This window comes from Chitinophaga chungangae (assembly GCF_017742215.1).
Classification (GTDB): Bacteria; Bacteroidota; Bacteroidia; order Chitinophagales; family Chitinophagaceae; genus Chitinophaga; species Chitinophaga chungangae.
The window spans coordinates 1515515-1541518 of the sequence record NZ_JAGHKP010000001.1 but is presented as its reverse complement, the minus strand read 5'-3'; the positions used below and the strand labels follow the sequence as shown (position 1 = coordinate 1541518).

At 54.4% G+C, this 26004-nt stretch carries 26 protein-coding genes; 8 read left to right on the top strand and 18 right to left on the bottom strand.

Annotated elements, in window-relative coordinates; genetic code table 11:
* Positions 1-95 precede the first annotated feature (95 nt).
* Positions 96-2204, top strand: coding sequence for an ATP-binding protein (locus tag J7I43_RS06490; protein ID WP_209144441.1), 2109 nt, complete (start codon positions 96-98; stop codon positions 2202-2204).
* Between the two features lie 201 nt (positions 2205-2405).
* On the opposite strand, the gene J7I43_RS06485 is transcribed toward J7I43_RS06490, so the two are convergent.
* The 8 genes from J7I43_RS06485 to J7I43_RS06450 all read right to left on the bottom strand — a co-directional run bounded on the left by J7I43_RS06485 (position 2406) and on the right by J7I43_RS06450 (position 11106).
* Positions 2406-3632, bottom strand: a complete 1227-nt coding sequence (locus J7I43_RS06485; RefSeq protein ID WP_209144438.1) for an MFS transporter — start codon at positions 3630-3632, stop codon at positions 2406-2408.
* A gap of 15 nt (positions 3633-3647) precedes the next feature.
* Positions 3648-4409 carry a 3-ketoacyl-ACP reductase gene (locus J7I43_RS06480; RefSeq protein WP_209144436.1) on the bottom strand — a complete coding sequence of 254 codons (762 nt, stop codon included), beginning with the start codon at positions 4407-4409 and terminating at the stop codon, positions 3648-3650.
* The gene (locus J7I43_RS06475) at positions 4406-5566 is read right to left on the bottom strand and encodes a Gfo/Idh/MocA family protein (protein WP_209144434.1); all 1161 of its coding nucleotides are present in this window, start codon (positions 5564-5566) and stop codon (positions 4406-4408) included. Before J7I43_RS06475 ends, J7I43_RS06480 begins: the two co-directional genes overlap by 4 nt.
* Positions 5567-5580: 14 nt before the next feature.
* Positions 5581-6390, bottom strand: a complete 810-nt coding sequence (locus tag J7I43_RS06470) for a sugar phosphate isomerase/epimerase family protein (protein WP_209144432.1) — start codon at positions 6388-6390, stop codon at positions 5581-5583.
* A complete protein-coding gene (locus tag J7I43_RS06465; RefSeq protein ID WP_236023297.1) occupies positions 6387-7733 on the bottom strand; it encodes a glycoside hydrolase family 88 protein in 1347 nt (448 codons plus the stop codon). Before J7I43_RS06465 ends, J7I43_RS06470 begins: the two co-directional genes overlap by 4 nt.
* Positions 7734-7924: 191 nt before the next feature.
* Positions 7925-8797, bottom strand: coding sequence for a chromate resistance protein ChrB domain-containing protein (locus tag J7I43_RS06460; protein ID WP_209144431.1), 873 nt, complete (start codon positions 8795-8797; stop codon positions 7925-7927).
* 254 nt (positions 8798-9051) lie between these two features.
* The gene (locus J7I43_RS06455) at positions 9052-9489 is read right to left on the bottom strand and encodes a nuclear transport factor 2 family protein (RefSeq protein WP_209144429.1); all 438 of its coding nucleotides are present in this window, start codon (positions 9487-9489) and stop codon (positions 9052-9054) included.
* Positions 9490-9585: 96 nt separating this feature from the next.
* Positions 9586-11106, bottom strand: a complete 1521-nt coding sequence (locus tag J7I43_RS06450; protein WP_209144427.1) for a M60 family metallopeptidase — start codon at positions 11104-11106, stop codon at positions 9586-9588.
* A gap of 100 nt (positions 11107-11206) precedes the next feature.
* Between J7I43_RS06450 and J7I43_RS06445 the strand changes: the two genes are divergently transcribed.
* The 3 genes from J7I43_RS06445 (at position 11207) to J7I43_RS06435 (ending at position 12912) form a co-directional block, all read left to right on the top strand.
* Positions 11207-12169, top strand: a complete 963-nt coding sequence (locus J7I43_RS06445; RefSeq protein ID WP_209144425.1) for a nitrilase family protein — start codon at positions 11207-11209, stop codon at positions 12167-12169.
* Between the two features lie 85 nt (positions 12170-12254).
* A complete protein-coding gene (locus J7I43_RS06440) occupies positions 12255-12482 on the top strand; it encodes a hypothetical protein (RefSeq protein ID WP_209144423.1) in 228 nt (75 codons plus the stop codon).
* Between the two features lie 10 nt (positions 12483-12492).
* Positions 12493-12912, top strand: a complete 420-nt coding sequence (locus J7I43_RS06435) for a hypothetical protein (RefSeq protein ID WP_209144421.1) — start codon at positions 12493-12495, stop codon at positions 12910-12912.
* 99 nt (positions 12913-13011) lie between these two features.
* On the opposite strand, the gene J7I43_RS06430 is transcribed toward J7I43_RS06435, so the two are convergent.
* The 3 genes from J7I43_RS06430 to J7I43_RS06420 all read right to left on the bottom strand — a co-directional run bounded on the left by J7I43_RS06430 (position 13012) and on the right by J7I43_RS06420 (position 16616).
* Positions 13012-14313, bottom strand: coding sequence for an O-acetylhomoserine aminocarboxypropyltransferase/cysteine synthase family protein (locus J7I43_RS06430; RefSeq protein WP_209144419.1), 1302 nt, complete (start codon positions 14311-14313; stop codon positions 13012-13014).
* Positions 14314-14473: 160 nt separating this feature from the next.
* On the bottom strand, positions 14474-15340 hold the full coding sequence (locus tag J7I43_RS06425) for a polysaccharide lyase (protein ID WP_209144416.1): 867 nt from the start codon (positions 15338-15340) through the stop codon (positions 14474-14476).
* A 52-nt stretch (positions 15341-15392) separates the two neighbouring features.
* A complete protein-coding gene (locus J7I43_RS06420) occupies positions 15393-16616 on the bottom strand; it encodes a family 16 glycosylhydrolase (protein ID WP_209144414.1) in 1224 nt (407 codons plus the stop codon).
* A 248-nt stretch (positions 16617-16864) separates the two neighbouring features.
* Here J7I43_RS06420 and J7I43_RS06415 point away from each other — a divergent pair, with 248 nt between their 5' ends.
* The 4 genes from J7I43_RS06415 (at position 16865) to J7I43_RS06400 (ending at position 22244) form a co-directional block, all read left to right on the top strand.
* Positions 16865-19885, top strand: a complete 3021-nt coding sequence (locus J7I43_RS06415) for a helix-turn-helix and ligand-binding sensor domain-containing protein (RefSeq protein ID WP_209144412.1) — start codon at positions 16865-16867, stop codon at positions 19883-19885.
* Positions 19886-19990: 105 nt separating this feature from the next.
* The gene (locus J7I43_RS06410; RefSeq protein ID WP_209144410.1) at positions 19991-20473 is read left to right on the top strand and encodes a hypothetical protein; all 483 of its coding nucleotides are present in this window, start codon (positions 19991-19993) and stop codon (positions 20471-20473) included.
* Between the two features lie 120 nt (positions 20474-20593).
* Complete coding sequence (locus J7I43_RS06405) at positions 20594-21064, top strand: SRPBCC family protein (RefSeq protein ID WP_209144408.1); 471 nt, start codon at positions 20594-20596, stop codon at positions 21062-21064.
* Positions 21065-21155: 91 nt separating this feature from the next.
* A complete protein-coding gene (locus tag J7I43_RS06400) occupies positions 21156-22244 on the top strand; it encodes a sialidase family protein (RefSeq protein ID WP_209144406.1) in 1089 nt (362 codons plus the stop codon).
* Here the strand turns inward: J7I43_RS06400 and J7I43_RS06395 are convergent.
* From J7I43_RS06395 to J7I43_RS06365, 7 genes are read right to left on the bottom strand one after another with little or no spacing between them, the layout of a single operon-like run.
* Positions 22239-22745, bottom strand: a complete 507-nt coding sequence (locus J7I43_RS06395; RefSeq protein WP_209144405.1) for a hypothetical protein — start codon at positions 22743-22745, stop codon at positions 22239-22241. The two genes, J7I43_RS06400 and J7I43_RS06395, sit on opposite strands and share 6 nt — an antisense overlap.
* 1 nt (position 22746) lies before the next feature.
* Positions 22747-23241 (bottom strand): hypothetical protein, encoded by a 495-nt coding sequence (locus tag J7I43_RS06390; RefSeq protein ID WP_209144403.1) that lies wholly within the window; start codon positions 23239-23241, stop codon positions 22747-22749.
* A gap of 2 nt (positions 23242-23243) precedes the next feature.
* A complete protein-coding gene (locus tag J7I43_RS06385; protein WP_209144401.1) occupies positions 23244-23738 on the bottom strand; it encodes a hypothetical protein in 495 nt (164 codons plus the stop codon).
* 10 nt (positions 23739-23748) lie between these two features.
* The gene (locus J7I43_RS06380; RefSeq protein ID WP_209144399.1) at positions 23749-24243 is read right to left on the bottom strand and encodes a hypothetical protein; all 495 of its coding nucleotides are present in this window, start codon (positions 24241-24243) and stop codon (positions 23749-23751) included.
* A gap of 55 nt (positions 24244-24298) precedes the next feature.
* Positions 24299-24499: a hypothetical protein gene (locus J7I43_RS06375; protein WP_209144397.1), complete on the bottom strand. Its 201-nt coding sequence runs from the start codon at positions 24497-24499 to the stop codon at positions 24299-24301.
* Positions 24500-24521: 22 nt separating this feature from the next.
* A complete protein-coding gene (locus J7I43_RS06370) occupies positions 24522-24992 on the bottom strand; it encodes a hypothetical protein (RefSeq protein ID WP_209144395.1) in 471 nt (156 codons plus the stop codon).
* A 56-nt stretch (positions 24993-25048) separates the two neighbouring features.
* Positions 25049-25819, bottom strand: a complete 771-nt coding sequence (locus tag J7I43_RS06365) for a DeoR/GlpR family DNA-binding transcription regulator (protein WP_209144393.1) — start codon at positions 25817-25819, stop codon at positions 25049-25051.
* Between the last annotated feature and the right edge of the window lie 185 nt (positions 25820-26004).

Sequence of the window (26004 nt, the reverse complement as noted above, 5' to 3'; positions counted from 1 at the left end):
CAAAGCAGGTTCTACATTTGCGATATCTTTGGCCACCAGCTGAAGATGGAAACCATGACACAAAAAAATGTTAACTGATGCGCTCAAACTCCCCGATGAGCAACCGAAACCACTTTCTGAGATACCTATTGATCGCCTGCCTTGTGATTACACTGGTGAGCATCGTATTGGCCGTGTATGTGCGCCAGCAGCGTTCCGCGGGGCTCGGCAACGCCATTCACCAGCTCTCTTACGCGGGCAAGCAGATGGAATGGATAGACCATGCGGTGGTAACGATGTACGCGGCCGAAAATCATTTCCGGTATTTTACCCTTACTTATGCCAACGAACATTTTAACAGCTACAGCAACGCCCTGCAGCAGGTAGCGGCCGACCTCGATTCGCTGGAAGCGCACCACCGGCGCGAAAAAGACCTCGGCGGCATGCTGAAAGACGTGGAACGGAAAAGCAACCTGTTCCTCCAGGTGAAACAAGGCATGGATTCGCTGCTGGTACACCGTGTAAGCTGGGATACCACCGCCGCGCACAACGCGTTCGCTCAAATGCCGAATTTCCGCTTTTCACAAAAGATACAGATAGACACCATCGATACCGGGGCGAAAAACGTAAAACGGAAAAAGCTGCTCGGCCGCCTCGCCGACGCCATCGCTCCCAAAAAGAACAAAACTGACACCGTAAGGTCCGTCAGGACCGTGCATACCGTCGAAAGCGCGGCCACCAGCCGCGAACAGATGGAGCAGATCCATGCGTATTATAACAACCTTTACAAAAAGATCGCGCAGGGGCAGGTGAACCTGAACAACAGCGAGCTGAACATGATCACCTCCAGCGACCGGCTGCTGAAGGCTTTGCAGGCAGACCTCGTTTTGCTCAAAGAACAGGAGCGCATCGCCACCGCGCATAAAAAAGAAATACTCGCGGCCAATATCGGGCATATGCTGGAAGGGCTGGACCGGGCCACGCTTCGCGGTGTATGGCTGATCGGCCTGCTCACCCTGCTCATTCTTTTCCTGTTGTGGTTCGATTACCGCAAAGGGCGGCAACTGCAAAAAGCCAAACAGTCCGCCGAAAGATATTCCAAGCTCAAAAGCGATTTTGTCGCCAGCATGAGCCACGAGATCAGGACACCGCTCAACTCCGTGATCGGTTTTTCCGAACAAATGGCGAAAACGAAAATGGACCGCGAACAGGAAGAGATCATGAACGCGATCAACCTTTCCGCCGGCGTGCTGCTGTCCATCGTCAACAACGTGCTCGATTTTTCCGCGCTGGAGCAGGGCAAGCTGGCGCTGGACACCGCGGTGTTCTCCCCGCGCAAAGCCATTGAAGACACGATCAAGGGCATGCAGATACAGGCTTCCCGCAAGCGGCTCGACCTTATTGCCGACATCCGTTTCACGAGGGAAGCCATGGTGGAAGGCGATGCATTCCGTTTGAAACAGGTACTGTTCAACATCATCGGCAACGCCATCAAATTCACCAACGAAGGCGGCGTAAAAGTAAGCGCAGACCTCCAGGTACTCAACGGCAAATCGATGCTGAAAATATCGGTGGCAGACACGGGCATCGGCATCGACCCGAAACACCTGCCGCACATCTTCGACGAATTCACACAGGTGCCCGGCGCCAAAGGCACCTCCGGCAGGCACGAAGGCAGCGGGCTGGGCCTTACCATCGTTCGCAAGATCGTGGAGCTGCACGGCAGCACGCTGGAGGTAGACAGCGTTCCCGGCAAAGGCACCACCTTCCGTTTCACGCTTCCCTACAAATCGGCCAGCAACACCATCATCATCCACCCGCAACAAGCCGCCAGGCCCAAGCCCCGGCAGTCGCACGTATTGGTGGTAGACGACAATAACCTCAACCGCCGCCTTCTCGAAATGATCCTCGAACGGCTGAACATCACTTTCATATCGGCCGGCAACGGCGTGGAAGCGTTGGAACTGATGGCCAAACATCATTTCGACGCGGTGCTCACCGACATACAAATGCCCGAAATGGACGGGCTCGCGCTGGCAAGGCACATTCGCGGTCTTGGCGACCCGAAAAAATCGACTTTGCCGATACTCGCCATCACGGGGAACGTAGTGAAGGAAGATCTTGAAACGTATATGTCCGCCGGCATCGACGGTTATGTGCTGAAACCTTTCAAGGAAGCCGAGATACTGGAAAAGCTCCGGGCCATTCACCCGGTGGAAAAATAAAAACCACGCGCGAAGCGTGGTTCCGGAAGTTAACCCGGCAGGTAGCAATCATTTTTGGGGCCGCCGGGTAAAAAAATTTCGCTAACAATGAGCCAGGCAGGAGGCAAGTTTGATGCCATGCCGTAACTCATTCATTTTCATATAGCCATCCCTGTTTATCATGTGCGATAATGCACAAAAACGTCCGGTTCCGGACAAATTTCATTCAACATAATCGAGGTCTTTTTCGAACGTTTCGTCCAGCCCGCGCAGGGCCAGCAAAGCGATCACGACAGTGAGCAGTCCTACCGCCGCCGCGCTGTAAAGCACGCCCCATGAGGGTTTGAGAAAGAGGAACAAAGTGGTGAGGGGAATTACCGCGCCCCGTACGAAATTGGGCACCGTGGTAGCCACCGTTGCACGGAGATTGGTGCCGAACAGTTCCGCGGCCACGGTTACGAACAAAGCCCAGTACCCGTTCGTGAAACCGAGCAATGCGCAAACAATGTAAAAGGTCGTCAGCTCCCGGAACGGCAGAAAGAGGAATACCGCCACCATGGCTGCGGACATCAGTACGAAAAGTAAGATGATCTTTTTACGGCTGCGCACCAGCTGGCTCAGCAAACCGCTGGCGATATCGCCGAACACCTGCCCGAGGAAAGCGAGCATCACCGCTTTACCTGCCACCACCGGGGCGTCGAGCTGCATGGCACGGCCAAATTCAGGGGAAAAAGTAATGAGAATGCCCACCGCGAACCAGATCGGCAGGCCGATGGCGATGCATTGCAGGTAACGCAAAGCGCGGCGGCCATTGGTGAACAATGAAAGGAAATTTCCTTTGGAGATCTGCATGGCCTTTGTTTTCGCGTAAATGCCCGATTCGAACACGCGCACGCGCAGCACGAGCAGCACAAGTCCCAAACCGCCGCCGATAAAGTACGAGATGCGCCATTGAAAAAGATCGGCCATGAAATACGCCATGATGGCCCCGATCACGCCGAGCGTGGCAACCAGCGTGGTGCCGTAGCCTCTTATTTTCCTGGGCAGCACTTCGGTAACGAGCGTAACGCCCGCGCCCAGCTCGCCAGCCAGCCCGATGCCCGCGATAAAACGGAAGATGGCGTATTGTTCCACCGTTTCCACAAAACCGTTCGCGATGTTCGCCACTGAATAAATGAGGATGGAACCGAAAAGCACGGACAGCCGGCCTTTTTTATCGCCCAGCACGCCCCAAACGACGCCGCCGATAAGCAGGCCGAACATTTGCATATTGAGCAGCAGCGCGCCCGTGTGCAAAAGGCCTTCGTCGCGGAGGCCGAGGGATTGCAGGCTGGGCACGCGCACCACGCTGAAAAGAAAAAGATCGTACATGTCTACCAGGTAACCGAACGCCGCCACCAGTACAGGCAGGCGCAGCAGTTCCCGGGCCGTGGAATTGGATTGGGTCATATGCCGGGTTTGAAATTACAATCTGGAAATGGTCAGTCCGCCGTCTACCATCACTACCTGGCCGGTGGAATAAGGCAATGCGCCGGAAGCCAGCATGGCCACGGCTTTGCCCACATCGTCCGGCAGCCCCCAACGCGGCTGCACCAGCAGCCCGTCCGCGATCAGCCTGTCATATTTCTCCTGCACGCCGGTCGTCATGTCCGTCGCGATAACGCCGGGGCGCACTTCGTACACGGGAATGCCATGCGGGCCGAGGCGTACGGCAAACAGCTGCGTCATCATGCTGAGACCCGCTTTTGCGATGCAATATTCGCCGCGGTTGATGGAAGCCACCGTAGCGGAGATGGAAGAAATGTTGATGATGCAGGCTCTAAGCCCGGGCGTGGCGATCATGCGGTTGGCGACGGACTGGGTGAGGAAAAACGCGCCTTTCAGGTTCGTGTCCAGCAGCCGGTCGTAACTTTCCTCGGTGGTCTCCAGAACGTCTTTCCTTTCTTTCGGTGCCACGCCGGCGTTGTTCACCAATACGTGCAGTTCACCGAAATGACCGTACGTTTTTTGCAGCACCTGTTCCCGTTCCGCCGCAGCGGCAATGTCGCCGCGACAGTAGATCACTTCCGCTCCCGCTTCGCGGAGCGGCTGCAAAGTTTCCTGCACGACATCTTCCGCGCGCACGCCGTTAATGGCAAGGTTGAAGCCCTGCTGCGCGAGATGTTGCGCGATGCCAAGGCCTATGCCGCGGCTGCCGCCGGTAATGAGCGCTGTTCTTTTTTTCATAACGGATCGATATTTACCCAGCAGCGTTTTGCCCAGCTTTCCAGGCCTTTTTCCGCCAGTTGTACGCCCTTGGCGCCTTCTTTCATGTTCCAGGGAAACGGTTCGTTTTTGACGATGTGGCGCAGGAATAATTCCCATTGCACTTTAAAGGCGTTATCGTAGGTTTCCTGGTCCGGCACTTTGGCCCAGCCGTCAAAAAAACGGATGGGCTGCTCCACATCCGGGTTCCACACGGGTTTGGGCGTGTGGCCGTAATGCTGTACGTAACAGTCGCGCAGGCCGGCAACGGCCGAGCCCTGCGTACCGTCTACCTGGATGGTGAGCAGATCGTCCCGCCGCACGCGGGTGGCCCACGACGAATTAAAATGCGCCACGATGCCGCCTTCCAGCTCGAAGGTGGCGTAAGCCGCATCGTCTGCCGTACATGGGTACGGCCGGCCTTTTTCGTCGATCCTTTCGGGGATGTGCGTGGCGCCGAGGCACGACACGGCTTTTACTTCACCGAAAAGATTATCCAGCACATACCGCCAATGGCACAACATGTCCAGGATAATGCCGCCTTCCTCTTCCCTGCGGTAATTCCAGCTGGGGCGCTGCGCCGCGATGGAATGGCCTTCAAACACCCAGTAGCCGAACTCTCCTTTCACGGAAAGTATACGCCCGAAGAAACCTTGTTGTATCAACCGTTTCAGCCGCAGCAAACCGGGCAGCCAGAGCTTGTCCTGCACCACGCCGTGTTTAATGCCCGCTTTTTCGCAAAGCCGGTACAGCTCCATCGCTTCTTTTGTGCCGGAGGCGATGGGTTTTTCGCAATAAATATGTTTCCCCGCCGCCACGGCTTTACGCACGCTTCCGGCGCGCATGCCGGTGGTTTGCGCGTCGAAGTACAGGCTGTAACGGTCGTCTTTCAGCACCGCGTCGAGATCGGTGGTGAAGGCCGCGATGCCGCTTCTTTCCGCCAGCGCCTGCAGCCGCGCCTCGTTGCGCCCAACCAGCACGGGCTCCGGCAAAATGTATTCCGTATCGCTGAGCTTTACGCCGCCCTGTTGAATGATCGGCACGATGGAACGCAGCAAATGCTGATTGGTGCCCATTCTACCTGTAACGCCGTTCATAATGATGCCGATGCGGTGAATCCTTTTGGTTGTTTCAGTCATGCGGATAAATTTTTTCAGGAATGATGAATATATGCTTCCCTGATACGTTCGAGGAAAACATATTGGTCGCCGGACCAGTATTCGGTGGAAAAGATCTCCACTTCGTGATACCCGTCGAAACCGGCCGCTTCCACCCATTGCCGGATCTGTTTCACCGGGATGCAGCCTTCTCCCATCAGCCCGCGGTCCAGCAGCAGGTCGCGGGTAGGCACGCGCCAGTCGCAGATGTGGAAGGCGAACAGTTTGCCGTTGCTGCCGCAGCGGTAGATCTCCTGTTGCAATGCGGGGTCCCACCAGAGATGGTATACGTCCACCGCTACGCCTACAAAACCGGAACCGATCTGCATCGCGAGATCGTTGGCCTGGGCCAGCGTGTTGATGGCAGAACGGGTGTCCGCATACATCGGGTGCAGCGGTTCTATGGCGAGTTTCACATTGGCGGCGCGGGCGTAAGGCTCTATTTCCGCAATGCCTTCGGCGATCTGCCGGCGCGAGGTTTCCAGCGGCTGGTCTGCCGCGGCCCCGCACACCAGCACGATCAACGGCGCCCCGAGCGCCGCGGCTTCGTCGATGGCGCGGAGATTGTCGGCTATGGCCAATTTTCGTTTAGCCGGTTCCGTATGCGGGAAAAAACCGCCCCTGCACAACGACACGATCTCCAGCCCGGCATCGCGCAACAAACGTCCCGAAGCGGCGATATCACGGCCTTCCAGCGCGTCGCGCCAAACGGTGACGCCGCTCACGCCTGCTTTAGGATAAGCTTCCGCGACCTGTTCCAGGCTCAGCGGTTTGGTGGTGATGGTATGTACGCATAGCCGGTTCATTTCACGCAATTAAAAAAGGTGTAATAAGGTTCGCCGGTGATCAGGCGCTGCACGGTGAGCGCCAGTTCGCGGATGTGGTAATCGCCCCACATGCAGGATTCGCCATACGGCGCATGCCCTTCTTTCGGCGTATAGTCCCAGCCGTTAGGCCGGTGGTAGATCGTGTGAAGCAGCAGGCCCTGGTGCGAAGGGCTCGTGCTCAGGTACGGCTCCTGCAACAGCGTTTGCAAAACGGTAAGCCCTGCCTGGAAGTATTGCGCGCCGTCGTTCCCCAGGTATTTACCGAGGCGGATGAGCCCCTGCGCTGCGATGGCAGCGGCGGAACTGTCTACCGGTTCGTAAGGATTAAAAGGATCGGCCGGTTTGCCGAGATAATCCCCGAGCCGGGCAAGACCGGGCGCGCCCGTGTCCCAGTACGGCACGCCGTCCGTTGGCGTATGCTGCATGTAAAAATCGCAGGTGGCGCGAGCCGCTTTTTCGATCCAGGGCAGGTGTTGCTGCGCGGAAGGAATGGTGGAAAGAAATTCCAGTTCTTCCGCGAAGCCCAGCATGGCCCAGGCGAGGCCGCGCGTCCAGGTGGTGAAGCCCGAAAAACCCTGTTGCGCGTTGGGCGAGCGGAAGTTGCCGTCGTTGGTGTTGAAGATACATTCGTGCGCAGTGCGCCCGCGTTCGTCGTAGGCGTCGCGGCCTTCGCCGTACCAGATATTGAAGTCTGCGGTGGTTTTCATGTGCTGGATGGCGCGTTCCAGGAGACTGATGCGTACATCGTTCTCGCCCTGCAGCACATGACCCAGTTGGTGGCTGATCATCAGGATGCGGCAGCTGCGGATAGTGTCTACAAAAAGGGAATGCGGGCCGTTGAAGGAATAAATGAAACCGCCGCCATTGCGGATGGGCGTGAAACGCGCGGCCTGTACCGCGCCGGATACTTTCAGGGCGAGCTCATAAAAATTGATCTCCCATTCATTGGCGGGCATACGTTCTTCGCGGATGAGGCGCAGCAGGTTGCCATAGGTGCTTACGTTGTTGAAACCGTGGTCGTGCACGCCGGTATGACTGAGATGCGGGGCCATGGCCTGCACGGTGTTGCCGCGGCCGGTGGAGAGGAACAGATCGTCGTCCGTCGCGTCGAATTGCAGGATGGCGGAGCCGTACTGGAAGCCCTGCGTCCATTCGGTCCAGCCGCGGGTGGTGTATTTGCCCTGGCGGGTGAATACGGGCGCGCCCTGCGCGGTGTCGTAATGCCGTTCGATGTCGGTGATCTTTTGGGCGGAGAGTTGCCAGAATTGCTGCAATTGCGCGGCAAGTTGTTTGGGTTGTAATGATCCGTTGATCTGTATCATGGCCGTTGCTTTGGATAACGCAGACAGGGGGCCGGCAATGCCGCTCCGTTCTCATACGTGGTGTTGGGAAAATCTACCGCTCCTTTTTACCGTGCGCGGCGCCCTTGTGGAATAAACTAACGTGAAATCTTTGGCGCACGGTAATTAATGCAAACGTTTACGCACATATCAAGATAATACAAATCCCGGAACTAATCATCTTCATATTCTTCTTCATCATCTTCTTCCCTGCCCTTTTGCGCGCGGATGGTTTTGAGGTGACCGGTGGGCGTTTTGCCGTAGTGTTTGCCGAAGATGCGGGAGAAGTGCCCCTGGTCTGAAAAGCCTGTGAGATAAGCGATTTCGGCGAGGGAGTATTGCTCTTCTTCCATCAGCTGCAGGGCCTTTTCGATGCGCTGGCGGCGCATTTCCTCGCCGAAGCGCAGCTGGTCGGGATGCGGAACGAGCGTACCGGGATTGGCGTGGAGGCGTTCTGCGAGGTCTGCCAGGCCGAGGTTGAGTTTTGTATCCACCCCGTCCTGCACGATGGCGGCAATTTCTTTTACCCAGAGGGGTTTCCGGGCGCGGTCCGCATATTTTTGGGTGATGAAGCGGTGAAAAAGCTCAAGCAATTTGGCGTCCGAATCGTCGTGCAAAGGTTTGCCAAGCCGGGAAGCCCAGCTGTAGAGGGCATCGAGCACGGGAATGAATTGCTGGAGGAAAAGCTGGTCGTTGTTCGCATGGAACATACCTGCGGCAACGGCGGCGAGGCCCGCGGCCTGCGGAGCGAGGTGAAACCGGCCGGTGACGGCGCTTCGCACGATATGCGCCACTTCGGCGAGCGGCGGATCGGCAAGCCCGTGTTTACGGATGAAAAGGTCGAACAGGCATTCTTCGGGATTATGGTGAAGCGTGTATTCGGAACCGCCGACATCGAAGGTGACGATGCCTTTTTCGGTGATGGCTTTGTTAATGTCGTCGGAGTGAACAAAGGAAATTTCGGCGGAGGGATCGATAAAACGGAGGATCAGCCAGGAAGAAGCAATGTGGTCCAGCCGGGCGTGGTGGAGGGTAATCCATTTCATAATTTTCTTATACTTATAGGATTTTAAGATCTGACATTGTTCCAAAATCCTGTTTTTTCCCCAGATTCCCTGTTAATGGCTTCTTAATCCCCTGAAATTATCCACGGCGCCCTGGCATAGGAAGGGGAACACGGTTCATGCTTCTTCCCTTCACGTTCCGGAAATAAAAAGCGGCATTCGACCCGGAGCACTTTGTACCGGCACAAAAAAAGATTGCCGCAGCGGCAATCTCGTTTTTACAGGAATACGCCTGGTTATTGCACCGGGGGGATCTTCACCGCCTGCCTGGCCACCAGCTTCCATTGCCCGCCTTCTTTCCCGAAAACAAGCATTACATAAAGATTGACCGTGCCCGGTTTGCCGCCGTCGTTGGTTTTCGCGCCCAGCGTGTGCCGCACGATGGCCGTTTGCCCGGTAACGGCGATGGTTTGCGCGGTGAGGTCCATGGTCAGGAAGTCCGACTGGCCGCTCACGATATTGCCCACGAACGTTGCCTTGTCTTCGATCCTGCCGTTGGAATGGCCGTAACTGAGCTTGGACGCCGTGATCTTTTCAAGGCCCGCCTTGTCTGCGTCTATCATTGCCTTGCGAAGCGTTTCCACCGCCGCGGCCACCGCCGTTTCTTCTTTGGACTGGGCTGAGGCGAACTGGAAAAAGGTGCTGAACACCAGTAAGGAAAAGAATTGTTTCATGTTTTCATTTTTGTGGAACAGCAACCAAAATACGAAAAAAAGCGGATGCCCCATTGCTGAAGCACCCGCACGCTATGGGACAGAAAAAAAAGATGATCAGTTTTCCGGGGGGAAGTTGTAGGGCATCCAGCCGGGCAGGTTGCTCAGCTCCTGTTTTACGCCCGCGCTGACGGGAATGCCCCATTTTTCGAAGAAAGGCGCTACGTTGCGGCCGCTCACTTTCGAAAAAGTGCGCGCCCAGAGGTCGCGTTTCTGCTCGTCCGATCTCGCGTAGGAACCGTCCGCATCTTTCGCGGCCAGCGACTGGTATTCGCGGAAGAACGTTTTGAACGTTTCCCAGCCGAACGCTTCCTGCAGCTGGCGGAACATGATGAGGCCCAGGAACGGGCTGCCTTTCCATTTTTCGTAGGAAGCGCCTTCCTGGAAATATTTCTTCATCGCATCCTGCGTTTCTTTGTTAGACACGCCGGTATGCGCATCGTCGCGGCCGCCCAGCAGCCGGTCGAACATATACAGGGAAAAGAAATTACAGCTCACTTCTGTAGTGCCGCCAAATACCCAGTCGAGGTTCTGCATATTGTGCCCGATCTCGTGGAAGAAACCCCAGTTGGCGCCTCCTTTGCTGCCGATCATGAGTTTCAGCGGATCGGCGATCACGTCTGCGCTCAGCAGCCTGCGGCTGGGCGAGTGATGGATCATGATGGGGTAACCGCTGTGCATGAAACCGCCGCCGATATGCTCGTCTATCACCATCCGCTGCGGACGGTAAAAAGGCTGCGGGATCTGCGCCAGCTCCATTTCCCCGCCAACGATCAGGTCCCAGAGCTGCATCACGTGAGCAGGATCGGTCACTTTCTGCAAAACGGAATCGGGCACGGTGAGGATCACTTTGCCGGTAGCCAGTTCGCCCCAGGGCGCTTTATTGTTTTTGAGTTGTTGTTTCCATTCTTCCGGCGTGGTTTTGCCCGCGATGTACAGCGGCGCTTCCACTGCCCGGCTGATCTTCAGCCGCCCGCTCCACGACGCGGATCTGGGCGCGGCGGTCACATAAATAAGCCCGCCGAAAGGGCTGGCGATGCGCGTGGTGGTTTTTACGAGCTTATCTGTCCGCACGATGCGCGGCATCCTTCGCCAGTCTTCCTTGCCGGCCACCCATTGGTTCAGGTTGTCTGAATGACTGCCGATCTGTATGCCGAAGCCTTTATCCAGCAGTTCCTTCGGAACGGTCACTTCGATGTATTCGCCGGGAGCTGCGTAAAGACCGGTGCTGTAGAGGTTTTCGCGCCAGGGCTGCGAATAGTTCAGCCGGCTGACCACGGGCACCAGGGCTTCGCTGATCTGCTGATGGTTGATATCCACCGTGCGGGCCACACGGGCCGCGCCTTCGCGGATGGCGCCGGGAAAAACGGCCGCCGAGGGATGCGCCTTGATCTTCGCATAATCCGTCGATTCCAGCTGGGCTTTGCTCCATTGTGCGATCTCGCGGCGGAAAGCCGTGTCTTTGGCGGATAAACGATTTTCGGGAGAAATGAGCACCGTGGCCGGGGAAAGCGCCTGGGCGCCTGCGCAGAGGTATGCCAGTGCCGCGGCACAGGTGAGAGTAGCTTGCTTTATCATACAATAAAAAGATGTTAAGAGTACGGCCAAGATAAAAACACCCCGGCATTATCCGGTACAAATTGTGATGACCGGCAGATTTTTTAATTAGATTAGCCGCATGAAACCGATAAAAATAGCGACCGCGCAATTCGAGCACCGCAGCGGTGATAAAAAATACAACCTTTCCATGATCAAAAACATCGCCGCCGCTGCAAAAGCCGATGGCGCCGATGTGATCGCCTTTCATGAATGTTCCGTGACGGGATATACTTTCGCCCGCCACCTGGACAGGCAGCAGATGCTCGACCTCGCCGAGCCTATCCCTTCCGGCGCGAGCATTACGGCTTTGCGGGAAACAGCCGCGGAGCTGGACATCGTGATATTGGCCGGGTTATTCGAAAAAGACGAAGCGGACAATCTTTTCAAAGCATACGTATGCGTCGATAAAAACGGGCTGATGGCGAAATACCGCAAGCTGCACCCTTTCATCAATCCTTATCTCAGCAAGGGCGACCGTTATGTGGTGTTTGAATTACTGGGATGGAAATGCGGCATCCTGATCTGTTACGACAACAACGTGATTGAAAACGTACGTGCGACGACGTTACTGGGAGCGGATATTATTTTTATGCCGCACGTTACGATGTGTACTCCCAGCACCAGGCCCGGCGCGGGTTTTGTGGACCCGGCGTTGTGGGAGAACCGTGATGCCGACCCTACGAGCCTGCGGCAGGAATTCGATGGATTAAAAGGCCGTGCATGGCTGATGAAATGGTTGCCCGCGCGTGCGTACGACAATGCCATCTACGCCGTGTTCAGCAACCCGATCGGGATGGACGACGACCAGTTAAAAAATGGCTGCAGCATGATACTTGATCCGTTCGGCGATATCGTGGCCGAATGCCGCAAGCTGGACAACGATTATGCGATCGCGCTGATTACGCCCGAAAAGCTGCGGCAGGCGGGCGGTTACCGTTACCGCAAAGCGAGGAACCCAGCGTTGTACAGGGATATTATCGGGCAGGAGAATGTACCGGAGCAGAAGGTGGTGTGGATGGATAAGAAAGAGGAAGAAAGATAATTATCATCATTAAAATAAATTCTTGTTGTGAAAATTTATTTCTGAAGGTTATCATTAAATTGCGGGTAATCAAAAACCGAATACCATGTCTCCCATTGTTGACAAAATTATTCTCATCCTGTGTTTGATGGGTATTGCTTACCCGTTTGTTTTGATCATTTATGATCAGCTGAAGTTCGGCTTGAAAATGCGGACAATAAACAGGCTGTTCCGAAAGAGCGACACCTCCGCCGATCCGGAGGAGCGACTGGCACACCGTTTGAAAGCGCTCGAGCTCATGAGGCAATTGATCATCGAAAACGGAATAAAATAATTTTAAAATTTTGGAAAAATCATTTGTTAACCCAACGCCCGATCAAACTAGCCCAATCATTATTTACAAACAAAGTGCTGCCGGCAATGTGATTGCTGTGAGCCTGGGAACCTGTTTGCTTTTAATAGCAAGAAATATTCCCGAACCGTCGCTGGCCAGGTTCTGGCTTACAATGGTTTCTCCTGCTGTATCAGTGTTTTCTACCTGGCTGTGGAAACTATTGACTAAACAATATTTCAGGATCGACCAATGGATGCAGCAAAGGCAGCTCGATAAAAAAATCACGCTTGAAATGGAAAGGGTCCTGGCCAACCCGGCTATTGCGGACGCCGAAAAAGAAAGACTGAAACGCGAACAGGCAAAACTGGCGCTGCAGAAAGTGGATATACTTATAGGCAAAATGCGGGCAATTCAGAAAAAGGACCTGTGATGTTTTACCCGTCTCATTTACTGAATTAACGACCCCCCGATCTGCTTATATAAAGGAAGCGGACCGGGGGGAAAATTTTTCAGAATGCAGGACGTGTTCTCAAACCTTCTCAAACGCCTGCTGCAGATCGCCTTTGATATCTTCGATATGTTCGATGCCGAGGGAAATGCGTAATAAGCCCGGCTCCACGCCTGCCGCGCGTTGTTCTTCCTCGCTCAGCTGCTGGTGCGTGGTGGTGGCGGGGTGAATGATGAGCGTTTTCGCATCGCCGACGTTCGCGAGATGATAAATAAGCTGCAGGCTGGCGACGAGTTTGTCTGCCGCTTCGCGGCCGCCTTTGATCTTGAAGCTCAGCACGCCGCCGAAACCGTTTTTCAGGTATTTTTTCGCCAGTTCGTGGTAACGGTTGCCGGGCAGGCCGGGGTAATTTACGCGTTCCACATTCGGGTGTTTTTCCAGCCATTCGGCGAGCGCCTGTGCGTTTTCGACGGTACGTTGTACACGCAGGCTGAGGGTTTCGAGGCCCTGCAGGAACAAAAAGGAGTTTTGCGGTCCCAGCGCGGGGCCCCAGCTACGCAGGCCGGCCACCCTTGCGCGGATGATGTAGGCGATATTGCCGAAGGGGCTGTGGGAACCGAACACGTCCCAGAATTGCATGCCATGGTAGGCTTCGTCCGGCGAAGTGAACTGCTCGAACTTGCCGTTGCCCCAGTTGTAATTGCCACCGTCCACGATCACGCCGCCGATGCTGTTGCCATGTCCGCCGATCCATTTGGTGGCGGCCTGCACAACAACGTTGGCGCCATGTTCGATCGGCCTGAAAAGATAGCCCGCCGCGCCGAAAGTATTGTCTACCACCAGCGGCAGATCATGTTTTTTCGCGATAGCCGCGATCTTTTCAAAATCGGGAATAGCAAAACCAGGGTTGCCGATGGTTTCAACATAAATGGCTTTGGTACGGCCGTCGATCTTTGATTCAAAGCTGGCAGGATCGTCGAGGTCGGCGAAACGCGCTTCCACCCCTATCCTTTTAAAACTGACCTTGAACTGGTTGTAAGTGCCGCCATACAGGTAACCGGAGGTTACGAAATTATCTCCCGGCAGCAGGATGTTGTGCAAAGCGATAAACTGCGCCGCCTGGCCGGAAGCCACGGCCAGCGCCGCCACGCCGCCTTCCAGCGCGGCTACCCGCTTTTCGAACACGTCGGTGGTCGGGTTCATGATGCGGGTGTAAATGTTGCCGAATTGTTTCAGCTGGAACAGGTCCGCCGCATGATCGGCGCTGTCGAAAGTGTAAGAAGTTGTTTGGTAAATGGGCACCGCCGCAGCTTTGGTAGTAGGGTCTGGCTGATAACCGGCATGCACCTGGAGCGTTTCGAACCGTAAAGGGGTGTTAGACATGATGTATGATTTTTTAAATGACAACAAATAGTCTACAATTTAACTAGACTTTCAATCAAAACAAAATAAATCATGCCTGTAAAAAACAGAACCGGGACCATTCCCGGAGGAATGCCCGGCTCTGCGCGTTGTTCAAAGCGGTGGGAGAAGTTGCGATATGTTAATTGATCTTGGTTACCACCAGGTCGTCATAATACACATATCCGACGGTGGAGCTCATCCAGTAGCTCTGGCTGCCGCCCCGGAAGGTATGGAAGCTGACGTTCCTGATGAGGCGTTTGCTGTCGTTGGTGGTCCAGCGCATGGCCCTGTCCAGCACGGTGGTGCCGTTGATGACGAGCCTGGCGCGGCCGTTGGTATTGGAGCCGGTGTTGCTTTTTGCATAGAGGGTAACGTTGTAGGTCTGCCCTTTCTGCAGGCTGCCGGAGGAAGGATAACGCACGCCGAAGTTATCGCCGTACTGGCCTGCCTGGTCGCGGTGGTACACGTAGGGATGGAAATACACCGTTCCGTTGTTGTTGTACCACATCAGCCTGAAGCTGCCGCCATTGCCGTCCCAGGCGGGGTCTCCGCCTGCATTGCCGTCGCCGATGAACAGGCCGAAACCGAGCTTGCCGCCCCGGCTCCAGTCGAACTGGCTGTGGAACCGGATGGTGAAGCTCACCTGGTATTCCGAGCCGTCGCTTACATCGATGTTGGACACTACGCCGCCGGCGCCAGATAGCGCGTTTGGCTCAAGCGTAATGCGCAGGTTGCCGTTGGAGATCATGGAACGGCCGGCATTCCAACCGGAGATGTTCCCGAAATCGGCCGCAGCCTGCGATTGTGAATACTGGGTGCCATGGGTGTAGCTGTTCCAGTTTTCGGAAAAAGAGGAATTGATCGCCTGGATCCCCGCGGTGGCGGATGTTTCGTTTTCCAGTGATACAGGTTCTTCCCGGTTCTCTGCCGCGGGCTTGGAACAGGATGTAATGAAAAGCGCGAGCGCAAGGGTTGATGCGCCTAAAGCGTGGAAGTGGAATTTCATTTTTCTCGTTTTTGTTTCTTAACGTGAATAATAGACAGAAAGCCTTTCAGGCTTAATTGGTGAACTTCTCCCATCCGCCTATTGCGGGACGGTTGCAGGTCATGGCCTGCACGCCGTTTTCGCTGGATATATAATTGCCGTTGTTGCCGCGTAATGAAAAGGTGCCGTCGCTGTTGGAGATCCAGTCGAATTTCTCCCAGTCGCCGATGGTAGCGCGGTTGCAGGTAATGGGTTGCGTACCGTTTTCGGAAGACACATATTTGCTCATGCTCCGGAGCGCCACTTTTCCGCCGCCCGCATCCACCACGGTAAACTGTTCCCAGGCCTGGACCGTGGCCCTGTTGCAGCGCATTGCCTGCGTGCCGTTTTCGCCGCTTGCGTATTGATTGTTGTTCCCCCTGAGGGAGATCACCGAGCCGATGGGGATATCGCCGGGATTGTCCACGATGTTGTACACGCGCACATAATCCACCATCATCGTAGCGGGCAATGCACTATCGTTGATCACCTGGCCGGGCAGGTTGCCGCCTACGGCGAGGTTGAGGATGATGAAAAAATTGTTGTGGAACTCTTCCGTGCCGTTGATATTGTTCAGAATGTTGGCGGAGTGGAACTGCACGCCGTCTACAAACCAGCGGATGCCCGCCGCGTCCCATTCAATGGCGTAAATGTGGTAATTGGTCGGTGAAGTGGTCGTATTGCCGCCGTAGTAACTGTAGGCGGTATTCCACCAGTGAATGGTGCCCAGCACGGTATTGCCGGTGTTCACATGTTCCATAATGTCGATCTCCCCGCAACGCGGCCAGCCCACGCCCGGTTGCCCGATGTTGGAGCCCAGCATCCAGAAGGCCGGCCAGAGGCCCTGCACAGCGGGCAATTTGATACGCGCTTCGATGCGGCCGTAACGTTTGGAGAATTTGCCGTTGGAATTGATACGGCCGGACGTGTAAGGTTTGCCGCCCACGCTTTGTTTACGCGCAGTGATCACAAGATTGCCGCCGGTAACGGCTACGTTGGGCGTCTGGTAATATTGCTGCTCGTTGTTCACGCCCAGGTCGCCGTTTTCGTAGCCCCATTTGGACAGATCGAGGCTGGAACCGTTGAACTCGTCCTGCCAAACCAGCTGGAGCGCCGCTGCCTGAACGGCCGCTTTTTTATCTTCCAGCGGAACTTTTTCATCGGCGGCGGCGTCCATTTTTTTGGTGCAGGAGGCCGAAAAGAAAAGGAAAGTTACCAGCGCAGCAGATGCCGGTAAAAATAAGGAATGCAGTTTCATAGTTTTTCTGTTAACGTGTGAATAATGCCGGGTTGAACTATAGTGCTCTCTTCCGCCCGGATATATGCGGAAGTGTTTTCTATAACGTGGCTACAAGGGTCAAATATCCTGAATTAATCGTGTGATACCCTTTCCCGTGGTACGCCAATTCTACTACAACTTTTACTAACAAATTGAAAATCAATTGCAGACAAATACGTCTGCGCTACTTCACCGGGATTTAGTATATTTTTATTTCAAACCACGTTATGAAAATGAGAAGGCTGTTGTTTGTGCTGCCCCTGTTCTGGGCAGCCGTTACCCAAGCGCGCCAGGTGATCGGCGCCCCGTCTGTTCTCCATTTCAGCAAACAGCAATATTCCGGCGGCGGCCAAACCTGGGATGCGGATATGGACGCCCAGGGTATCCTGTATTTCGCCAATAATGAAGGTTTGCTGACGTTCAACGGTCACGGCTGGAAAATGCTGCCTGTGCCCAATCACACCCGTCTCCGTTCGGTAAAGACCGACGACAGCGGCCGCATTTACGCCGGTGCGCAGGACGATTTCGGGTATTACCGCGCCGATGCAGACGGCGTGTTGCGGTATACTTCCCTTAAACCGCTCATTCCGGCGGGCGAAAGGGAATTTGCGGACATCTGGAACATCGAGCTTTACAACGGCCAGGTTTTTTTCCGGAGCAACAACAAGATCTTCGTTTATCACGGAAACCGTGTGCAGGTATATCACGCGCCCGGCGAATGGCGGCTGCTGTGCCGTTCGGAACAAGGTTTGTACGCGCAGGACGCGCGTATGGGCCTGCTTCGGTTCAACGGCAACGGATGGAAACAGCTCAGCCGCGCCGTGGCGGAAAAACAGCTGCTGCTCACCGCCGTGCTCGAACATACGGCAGACACGCTGCTGCTTTTCACTTATAAACACGGCATTTTCAGGCTGCACAACGGGCAGCTTCATCCATTCACCACTCCCGCCGCCGCAACACTGCAAAAAGCCCGGATACAATGCGCCATGGCCTGGAAAAACGATCAGCTCCTTATCGGCACTGCGGAAGCCGGCTGTTTTATCCTGAACCGGCATACCGGCGCCATCGTGCAGCAATTCGGCCTGCAGGAAGGCCTGCAGCACAACAGCGTGCGCAAGATCTTCCCCGACGGCGGGCAAAACCTTTGGCTGGCGCTGGACAACGGCATCGATATGATACGGTATAACAACGCCATCAAACAGATACACCCGGACAAACACCAGTACCTGAGCACTTACGCCGCCAGGGTCTTCAACGGCAAATTGTATATCGGCACTTCCGATGGATTGTTCGTGTCCCCGCTGGACGACCGCCAGCCAACATCGCCGTCCCGTTCCCAAAACAATAACGTTTATCACGCCTCGCTGCGGCCGCAGGAAGCGCCGGAAGGCGCCGGCAGTAAAACTTTCAGCACTAACCCACCTGAAACTTACGCAGACCTCAGCTTCCAGGAAAACCGCTTCCGGAAAGTGGAACAAACCGGCGGCCAGGTTTGGAGCCTTTCCGTAAGCGGCGGGCAGCTGCTGATGGGCCATCACGAAGGCGCTTTCAGGATCGGTGAAAAACTGGCGGAACCGCTGCTGAAAGGCACCGGCTGCTGGCTTTTTCTGCCGCAGGCCACGCGAACGCTCATCGGCTGTTACAACGGCCTGCGCACCATGCGGCAAACAGGCGGCAGCTTCAGCAAAACCCTCCAGGTGAACGTGCTGTTCGAATCGCTGCGGTTTCTCACCGCCGAGCAGGACAGTATCGTTTGGGCTTCCCATCCCTACCGCGGCGTGTACCGCATCGTGACAGACAAAGACACAACGCTTCGATTCACCCTTTTCAACAGCCGTCACGGCTTGCCTTCGGACAATAACAACTTCGTGTTCCGCATCCGCGGACGCATGGTGGTGGCCACACAGGCCGGCATTTACGAATTCGATCCCGTCAGGCAAACGTTCGCGCCTTCGCCCTGGCTTTTTCCCGTATTGGGCGCGGTGCCCGTCCAGTTTATGACGGAAGACCCCGTGGGCAACATCTGGTTCGTGTCCAACAAAACGCCCGGCGTTGTGGACTTTCATCGCAATCACGACGGCAAACCTTACCGCACCATGTTGTTCCCCGAGCTGAAAGGCATGATCGTAACGGGTTTTGAAAATATCTATCCTTTTAATGAAGAAAATATTTTTATCGGCGGCGAAAAAGGCATGTATCATATCAATTATAAAAAATACCGCCAGCCCAAAAAAGAACCGCGCGTGATGATCAGCCAGGTAAACGCCCGCGGAGACAGGGACAGCCTGCTTTTCGGCGGTTTTCTCCCCTCCCGCGAAGCGGCTTTTAAATCGCTTTCCGCCTCATTTTCCGGTTTTCATTTCGAATACGCTTCCCCCGCCTGCGGGCATGGCGGCAACATGGAGTTCAGCTACCGCCTCGAAGGTTTCGATCCCGGCTGGAGCGAATGGGCCGCACGCACGGAAAAAGATTACACCAATCTTCCCCACGGCCGCTACACCTTTGCCGTAAAGGCCCGCGACCATCTCGGCAACGTCTCTTCCGTGGCCACTTACGCCTTCCGCATCCTGCCGCCATGGCATCTCACCGCCGTCGCGAAGTCGTTGTACGTGGCCGCCGGGCTGGCGCTCGCGTGGGGCGCTTATATTTTGCAGAAACGGAAATTCGCTGCGCAGCAGCGGCGTTATCAACGCAAACAGGAACAGCTCATCCTGCATCATCAATACGAAAAGGAACAGCGCGAAAAACAGCTCATCAGCCTGCAGCACGACAAACTCGCTACCGACATCCAATTCAAAAATAAAGAGCTGGCCACCGCCACCATGCACCTGCTGCAGCGCGGCAAGCTGCTTTTTGCGATCCGGGAAGAATTGCTGGCAGCCATCAAAAAGATCGAGCCGCTGCCGCATTATCCTTTCAAAAAAGTAATGCGCCTGTTCGACGAAGCGGAGCAGGACACCGAAGACTGGGAACAGTTTTCCCGTCATTTCGACGAAGTGCACAACAACTTTTTATCGGTCCTCAAAAAACGTTACCCTGACCTGAGCACCACCGATATGAAACTCTGCGCTTACCTGCGCATCCATCTCACCACGAAAGAGATCGCGCAGTCGCTGGGCATTTCCGTGAGAGGCGTGGAAACCAGCCGGTACCGGTTGCGCAAAAAGCTGGAAGTGCCGGGCGATACGCCGCTGTACGACTTCCTGCTGGCAGTGGCAAACTCCGGCCCAATGGAGCACAGCGGCTAACGCGGCATTACGTCAAGCAAACCGCGCCGGACGTCAAAGCGATTACCCCGGGCGGAAGCGATTGCGTTGTTTTGTACTGTCAACGTTCACCAAAAACCACAGTATATGCAACGCACATCCTTTTTCAAAAAAACAGCCGCCTTCCTCTCCTTCTGCCTTTTCGCCATCGCAACGCAGGCCTGGGCCGGCGCAGACCATCTCAAGGTATATCTCAACAACAAGCTCATCCACGAACAATACGTGGGCCAGGAGATAAAATTGTCCAGCCTGAAGCTGGACAAAGCGAACATTAACGACCAGCTCACCTTCCATTACAGCCATTGCGGCAAGATCGGCACCGGCCGCAAACTGAGCGTGAGAGACGATAAAGGCGGCATCATCCGCGAATGGAAATTCGCCGACGCCAGCGGCAAACAGTCCGGCATGGTGATCGCCGTAAAAGAATTATTGCAGATGAAACAGGAAAACCTCCGGTTTTTCTATACCGCCAACGAATTGCCCAAAGGTCAGCTGATGGCCGCTTTTCAGGTAACTGAGAAAACCACTTCCTGGGTTCCGGGAAATAGTGTTTTGCAGTTTTTGTGTTAGCAATGCCCTGTCATTGCCGGATTCTTCCGGAAAATGCACCGCCCGCCCGAAAGGTTCGCCGTTCTCAGCAACGGGCCTGAAGGCGGGCGTTCTTTTGTGATTATTTGGTAGATTTATGGCATGTCGCGCACCTACCGCATTCATGCCAAACAAATCTTACCGGTTACGATCGGCCAGGCCTGGGATTATTTCAGCAGGGCCGAAAACCTGCCGTTCATCACGCCCGCGTCGCTCGCCCTGCGCGTGACCAGCGCACCGCAGGAAGGGCCCGTGTACGCCGGGCAGCTCATTGAATACACCATCCGGCCGTTGCTGGGCATCCCGCTTTACTGGATGACGGAAATCACGCATGTGGAGCATCAGCGTTTTTTTGCGGACGAACAACGATTCGGCCCGTACAGTTTCTGGCATCACCAGCATCATTTCCGGGAAGTGAGCGACGGCGTTGAAATGACGGACATGGTGCATTACCGCATTCCGCTGGGCTGGCTGGGCGACCTTGCCAATTCGCTGTTCGTGGCGCGGCAACTGAAAGAATTGTTCAGCTACCGGAGCGGCATCATCCCTTCCGTTTTAAAGGAATTGCATTAACTCCGCGGCAAAAATTTTATTATCTTCATCAGCAACCTTGTGCGGGGCGTCCTTCACAAGGTTGCTTTTTTAATCCGTTACATGTTCACTTATGAGCCGCAGCCTGTTTTTCCTGAGTTTGATCTGTTTTGCACGGCCCGCCTTCGCGCAGGCGCAGCAGCCGGTTGTTCCGCAGCTGGACAAAAGAGTGCTGATCATGGATAAGCCGGTTACCGCCAATTGTCATGCTTCCACGATCGTGGCGCTTGGCAGGGAAAAATACATGGCCGCGTGGTTTGGCGGCACAAAAGAAGGCAACAAAGACGTGAGCGTGTACATTTCCCTCAACGAAAACGGCAAATGGAGCCCTGCGACGGAAATCGCCAACGGCGTGATCAACGACACGCTGCGTTACCCCTGCTGGAACCCGGTGCTGTTTAAAACCAAAGCGGGCAAGCTTTTCCTGTTCTATAAAGTCGGGCCAAACCCGCGTGAGTGGTGGGGCATGATGATGAGCTCAGCCAACAACGGCAAAACCTGGACGGCGCCGCAAAAACTGCCCGACGGCATGCTGGGGCCTATCAAAAACAAACCGCTGCAGCTGGCCAACGGCGACATCCTCTACCCTTCCAGTACGGAAAGCGCAGATAATAAAAACTGGCACATCCACCTCGAAAAATCCGACCGCAACGGCCGCAACTGGTCGCGCATCGCGATCGACAACGATACCTTCGGCGTGATACAGCCGAGCATTGTGCGGTACCCGCATGATTCGCTGCAATTGCTTTGCCGCAGCCGCAATAACGTAGTAATGCAGGCCTGGTCTAAAGACAACGGCAATACCTGGGGGCCGCTGAGCGCCACGGAATTGCCCAATCCCAATGCGGGAACGGACGCGGTTACGTTGGCCAACGGGCTGAAGGTGATCGTGTACAACCCGCTGCTGGCGGGCAAACAATGGTGGGAAGGCAGAAGCCGGTTATATGTTGCCGTATCCGAAGACGGTATTAAATGGCAGAATGCGTTTGCGCTGGAAAATGAAAAATCGGGCGAATACAGTTATCCCGCCGTGATACAATCACCGGGCGACGGCGCGGTGCATATCACTTATACGGCGGACCGGAAGAATATCCGTCATGTGGTGCTGCGCATCAACCGGCCGCCGGAGCCTGAAAAGCCGAAAGAAAAAGAGGAACTATAAAATTTTCCGTGACGGTGAAGCCAGCGGCCATTGCGTTTTTACTTTCCGCAATTGCCAGATCAGGATGATATAAACTGCCAGCTCGATCAATTCGGAAACAGCAAAATAGATCAGCGAACTAACCAGGAGATCGTAACGGTAATATGTCATGAATTGCCCGATAACGCCCAAAATCTCCGCCACCAGCTGGATGTACAGCATGCTAATCGCCGATGCCACCGCTTTTTCCTTTTCCATGAACATGCCTATACAGGCTTTTATCAGCAATATCTTGACAATGATGAACACCGCTACGGGCACCATAGCGAATAACCCCAGTCCGCTGCCGGACAGCAGCGTAAACTGCCGGAATAAGAGCCAGCAATTATTAAAGAGCCCGTACATAAGATAAAGGGTCGCGATGGCAAGTAAAATGCGTACCCATTTTGGCAACAGGTCTTTCCGGATTGCCACCGATTCTTCCCAATCGAGCAGATCTGTTTCTTTTATATTTTTCCCCATATCAGCGGCCGGTTATTTTTGAAACGCGAAACTTCCATTCCTTGCGGTTCCTGAACAGCTTGATGAAATATATTACCAGTATCCCCAGCAGCACTGCAAGAAAAAGCACTTCTTCCAGGAGCGTTTCTTCTCTGAACCAGCTGTAAATTTCCTGTCCCAACCCCAAACAAACCAACGGGATAAGTACTCCTGTTACGACCAGCGAAAACGAGACGGCGTGCTCTTTTTCCCGAAACAGGGCCCAGCCGGCGGGCAACAGCAACACCGTGCCTACAAACGCCAAAAGACCCAGCCATGGCTCCCATCCGTTCTTCAGTTTTTCAATCGTTTCGCCTGCGGTGCCGGAGGCCATGTTCGCCAGGAATACCAGAAATGCGAGAACGGCAACCAGCATGAAAATGACCGTAAATACCTTGGCCCATACGGGAAAAAGTTTGCGCCGGTATTGCGTAAAAAGTTCTGCTGAAAGCAGCTCGTCTGATGTAACGTTTGTCATAACTATTTTTTAGGTTTTGCTTCGCAGGTTTTCCATTGCTGCCGGATACCGGCCAACTTCAGCACAAATACGAGGAAAAGCGCTAAGATAGCAGACAGGACGATGTTCTCCGCTACCTTCGGGGAATGCCCGTTTAAAATACCGTATAGCCTGATACCGGCTATATAGGTGAGATACGCGAAAAACAATACGCAAGTCCAGAAACTCAGTTCTACCGCCCATCTTTTTTCGGCAATTAAACCGATCGTGCCCGTTATGAGAAAAACCGACAGGAGCAAAACACACGGAAAAACGATAGATAGCAGCAATTTCTGCTTCGGGTCTTCTATCAGCGGGTAAATGGAAACCATACCCACTATCATTCCGGCAATGAACACGAAACCGGTTATCATGACCAATACGGTAATCGCCCTGAACCAGCGGGGCATAAGCGCTCCCCTGTAAGGGCCGGAACTGAAACCGGGATCGTCGAGGATATCTTCTTCTATCATGGGCATAAGTATAAATTTATTTCCCCGGCACGCCGTTTTCCCAGGCGCGGCGGATTCTGAAAAGCCGGATGAGTATAAGGATAAGAAGGCCGGACGACACGAGCGTGACCACCACTTCGAGCAGCAAAGCGCCAGGCATGCTGAACCTGATCTTATTGTAGGATACGAGAAAACTCGCGAAGTAACCCAGCACCGTGAGCACGGAAACGCTTAGTACCACTATTCCCGTTGCGGCGGCGGGTTTCCACTGCCCCAGCAAGCCGAGGTACACCAGCATTTCCAAAAGGTCGAGCGTAAGGAAAGCCACCCATCGCCCCATATGATCCACCGCTTCCGGCGTATTCGAAACGGCGAGATAATACGTGATGCTCCGCGCGATGGAGTACGCCTTGTAAGCTACCAGCACCCAAAAGAGCTTTTTCATCCATTCGGGGATGAGATCTTTGCGGACGGCGGGCTCTTCGAGGCCGGGGCCGTTCAGCAGGTCTTCGGTATGGGAAGTGTCGGTCATATGCGATGGTTTGGATCAGCCCCTGCGCCCGGAGGAAACGTAAGCGCGCCATTTTTTAAAAATAAGTATAAGTTTTGCAAAACAGGAACAACGAGTTGAACAGCGACCACAGGTATGCGATTACAATTAAACCCGATAAAAAAACACTCATGCCGGTGCCGGCTTTGACCCAACCGGTCAGCAGTTTGGCGCGGAAGCGGGTTTCCACAAATTCGTTTTCCGGGAAGATATTTTCGTGCACAGGTTCGGTAAGCATAGATATAGGATCTGTTAGTTATTTAACGCGGAGAGGGATGATAAGCCCTCCATTTTTTGAACATAAAAATAAGCCTTACGAGGAAAACAAGCTCTATGGCCGTCAGGCTCCACAAAATCACCAACATGATCTTTCCTTCGGCGGCGGCATCTGAGGCAGACAGCATTGCGCTCAGCACGAGCAGGTTCGTTAGCGTGGCAAATACGGCGCCGATAATCGCCCATTTTTTTTCCTGCAGCAAGAAGATACGGGCCGCAAGGCCCGCGATCAGAACGGCTCCGATGGAGTGGAACAGTACGGGCGCCGGCATTGCGGGGTCAGACCGGTCCGGTGCAAACGGCACATAGATGCAAACCGCTGCGAAAACAAACGCCACAAAAGCCGTGAACCACGTCAGCACCTTCACCCAAACCGGCAGCAGCCTGCTGCGGAAGCGGGTTTCCACAAATTCGTTTTCCCGGAAAATATCTTCCTGCAAGGGTTCAGTCAGCATGGTACAGGGATTTATATTTGTTTACGTAGAGGCCTGTATTCGTTCCCTACCGCCGGCTACACGATCACCACTTCGATGCCCATGTCTTCCAGCAGTTTGACCATATGTTCGGAAATGCCTTTGTCGGTGATGATCTGGTCTACTTCCTCGAGTTTGCAGATCCTGCCGAAACCGCGTTTCCCGAATTTGGAGGAATCCGCCAAAACGATGGTTTTCTGCGCGGCGGCGATCATCTGCTGGTTGAGATGGGCTTCGGCGATACTGGTGGTGGTGAGACCGAATTCCACGTCGATGCCGTCTACCCCGAGGAAAAGTTTGCTGCAGGAGAAATCTTCCAGGATCTTTTCGGCATAAGGACCGGCTACGGAGGAGGAATTGTTGCGGATCACGCCGCCCAGCTGCACGACCTCTATTTCATGAAAGCGGTTCAATTCCAGCGCAACGTTGAGGGCGGACGTGATGATCATCAGCGGGCCGCGTGGCTGGATGTGTTTGGCGAGGGCCAGCACGGTGGTGCCGGAGGCTATGATAATGGCGTCGCCGGGAATGATGAGAGAAGCGGCGGTTTTGCCGATGTTGTTCTTCTCTTCGCGGCGGATCTTTTCCTTTTCGTTAACGGGTTTATCGTTCGTATAGGGGTTCTGTACAGTCGCGCCGCCATGGGAGCGGTAAAGCAGCGATTTATCTTCCAGCAGCTTCAGGTCCTTACGGATTGTTACGCCGGAAACGTCGAGCTCTTTGCAAAGTTCCACGACGTTTACATAACCTTTCTCATATAACCTGCTAAGGATAAACTTATGCCGCTCCGCGATATTGATCATTGACATGGGTTGTGATATTATAACAAATTAACGTAGAAATTCTGTTATGCATATTGAAAATCACCCTTTTATATTTTCCGGGGATTACAATTCACTGTAAAATACGGATGATTTTCCTAAAAATAGGCAATTCCCTGGTTCGGGCGACATAGCTTAAAAATAGTTTAACATCGATAACACGGTCGTTTTCA

What these genes read in the sequence shown, in the direction of transcription:
- J7I43_RS06490 (WP_209144441.1), top strand. Translation starts at nt 96, where the DNA reads ATGAGCAACCGAAACCACTTTCTGAGATACCTATTGATCGCCTGCCTT.
- J7I43_RS06370 (WP_209144395.1), bottom strand. Translation starts at nt 24,992, where the DNA reads ATGCTGACTGAACCCTTGCAGGAAGATATTTTCCGGGAAAACGAATTT.
- J7I43_RS06375 (WP_209144397.1), bottom strand. Translation starts at nt 24,499, where the DNA reads ATGCTTACCGAACCTGTGCACGAAAATATCTTCCCGGAAAACGAATTT.
- J7I43_RS06420 (WP_209144414.1), bottom strand. Translation starts at nt 16,616, where the DNA reads ATGAAACTGCATTCCTTATTTTTACCGGCATCTGCTGCGCTGGTAACT.
- J7I43_RS06450 (WP_209144427.1), bottom strand. Translation starts at nt 11,106, where the DNA reads ATGATAAAGCAAGCTACTCTCACCTGTGCCGCGGCACTGGCATACCTC.
- J7I43_RS06455 (WP_209144429.1), bottom strand. Translation starts at nt 9,489, where the DNA reads ATGAAACAATTCTTTTCCTTACTGGTGTTCAGCACCTTTTTCCAGTTC.
- J7I43_RS06460 (WP_209144431.1), bottom strand. Translation starts at nt 8,797, where the DNA reads ATGAAATGGATTACCCTCCACCACGCCCGGCTGGACCACATTGCTTCT.
- J7I43_RS06485 (WP_209144438.1), bottom strand. Translation starts at nt 3,632, where the DNA reads ATGACCCAATCCAATTCCACGGCCCGGGAACTGCTGCGCCTGCCTGTA.
- J7I43_RS06405 (WP_209144408.1), top strand. Translation starts at nt 20,594, where the DNA reads ATGTCGCGCACCTACCGCATTCATGCCAAACAAATCTTACCGGTTACG.
- J7I43_RS06380 (WP_209144399.1), bottom strand. Translation starts at nt 24,243, where the DNA reads ATGACCGACACTTCCCATACCGAAGACCTGCTGAACGGCCCCGGCCTC.
- J7I43_RS06475 (WP_209144434.1), bottom strand. Translation starts at nt 5,566, where the DNA reads ATGACTGAAACAACCAAAAGGATTCACCGCATCGGCATCATTATGAAC.
- J7I43_RS06365 (WP_209144393.1), bottom strand. Translation starts at nt 25,819, where the DNA reads ATGTCAATGATCAATATCGCGGAGCGGCATAAGTTTATCCTTAGCAGG.
- J7I43_RS06385 (WP_209144401.1), bottom strand. Translation starts at nt 23,738, where the DNA reads ATGCCCATGATAGAAGAAGATATCCTCGACGATCCCGGTTTCAGTTCC.
- J7I43_RS06415 (WP_209144412.1), top strand. Translation starts at nt 16,865, where the DNA reads ATGAAAATGAGAAGGCTGTTGTTTGTGCTGCCCCTGTTCTGGGCAGCC.
- J7I43_RS06400 (WP_209144406.1), top strand. Translation starts at nt 21,156, where the DNA reads ATGAGCCGCAGCCTGTTTTTCCTGAGTTTGATCTGTTTTGCACGGCCC.
- J7I43_RS06390 (WP_209144403.1), bottom strand. Translation starts at nt 23,241, where the DNA reads ATGACAAACGTTACATCAGACGAGCTGCTTTCAGCAGAACTTTTTACG.
- J7I43_RS06430 (WP_209144419.1), bottom strand. Translation starts at nt 14,313, where the DNA reads ATGTCTAACACCCCTTTACGGTTCGAAACGCTCCAGGTGCATGCCGGT.
- J7I43_RS06395 (WP_209144405.1), bottom strand. Translation starts at nt 22,745, where the DNA reads ATGGGGAAAAATATAAAAGAAACAGATCTGCTCGATTGGGAAGAATCG.
- J7I43_RS06440 (WP_209144423.1), top strand. Translation starts at nt 12,255, where the DNA reads ATGTCTCCCATTGTTGACAAAATTATTCTCATCCTGTGTTTGATGGGT.
- J7I43_RS06470 (WP_209144432.1), bottom strand. Translation starts at nt 6,390, where the DNA reads ATGAACCGGCTATGCGTACATACCATCACCACCAAACCGCTGAGCCTG.
- J7I43_RS06480 (WP_209144436.1), bottom strand. Translation starts at nt 4,409, where the DNA reads ATGAAAAAAAGAACAGCGCTCATTACCGGCGGCAGCCGCGGCATAGGC.
- J7I43_RS06445 (WP_209144425.1), top strand. Translation starts at nt 11,207, where the DNA reads ATGAAACCGATAAAAATAGCGACCGCGCAATTCGAGCACCGCAGCGGT.
- J7I43_RS06425 (WP_209144416.1), bottom strand. Translation starts at nt 15,340, where the DNA reads ATGAAATTCCACTTCCACGCTTTAGGCGCATCAACCCTTGCGCTCGCG.
- J7I43_RS06465 (WP_236023297.1), bottom strand. Translation starts at nt 7,733, where the DNA reads ATGATACAGATCAACGGATCATTACAACCCAAACAACTTGCCGCGCAA.
- J7I43_RS06410 (WP_209144410.1), top strand. Translation starts at nt 19,991, where the DNA reads ATGCAACGCACATCCTTTTTCAAAAAAACAGCCGCCTTCCTCTCCTTC.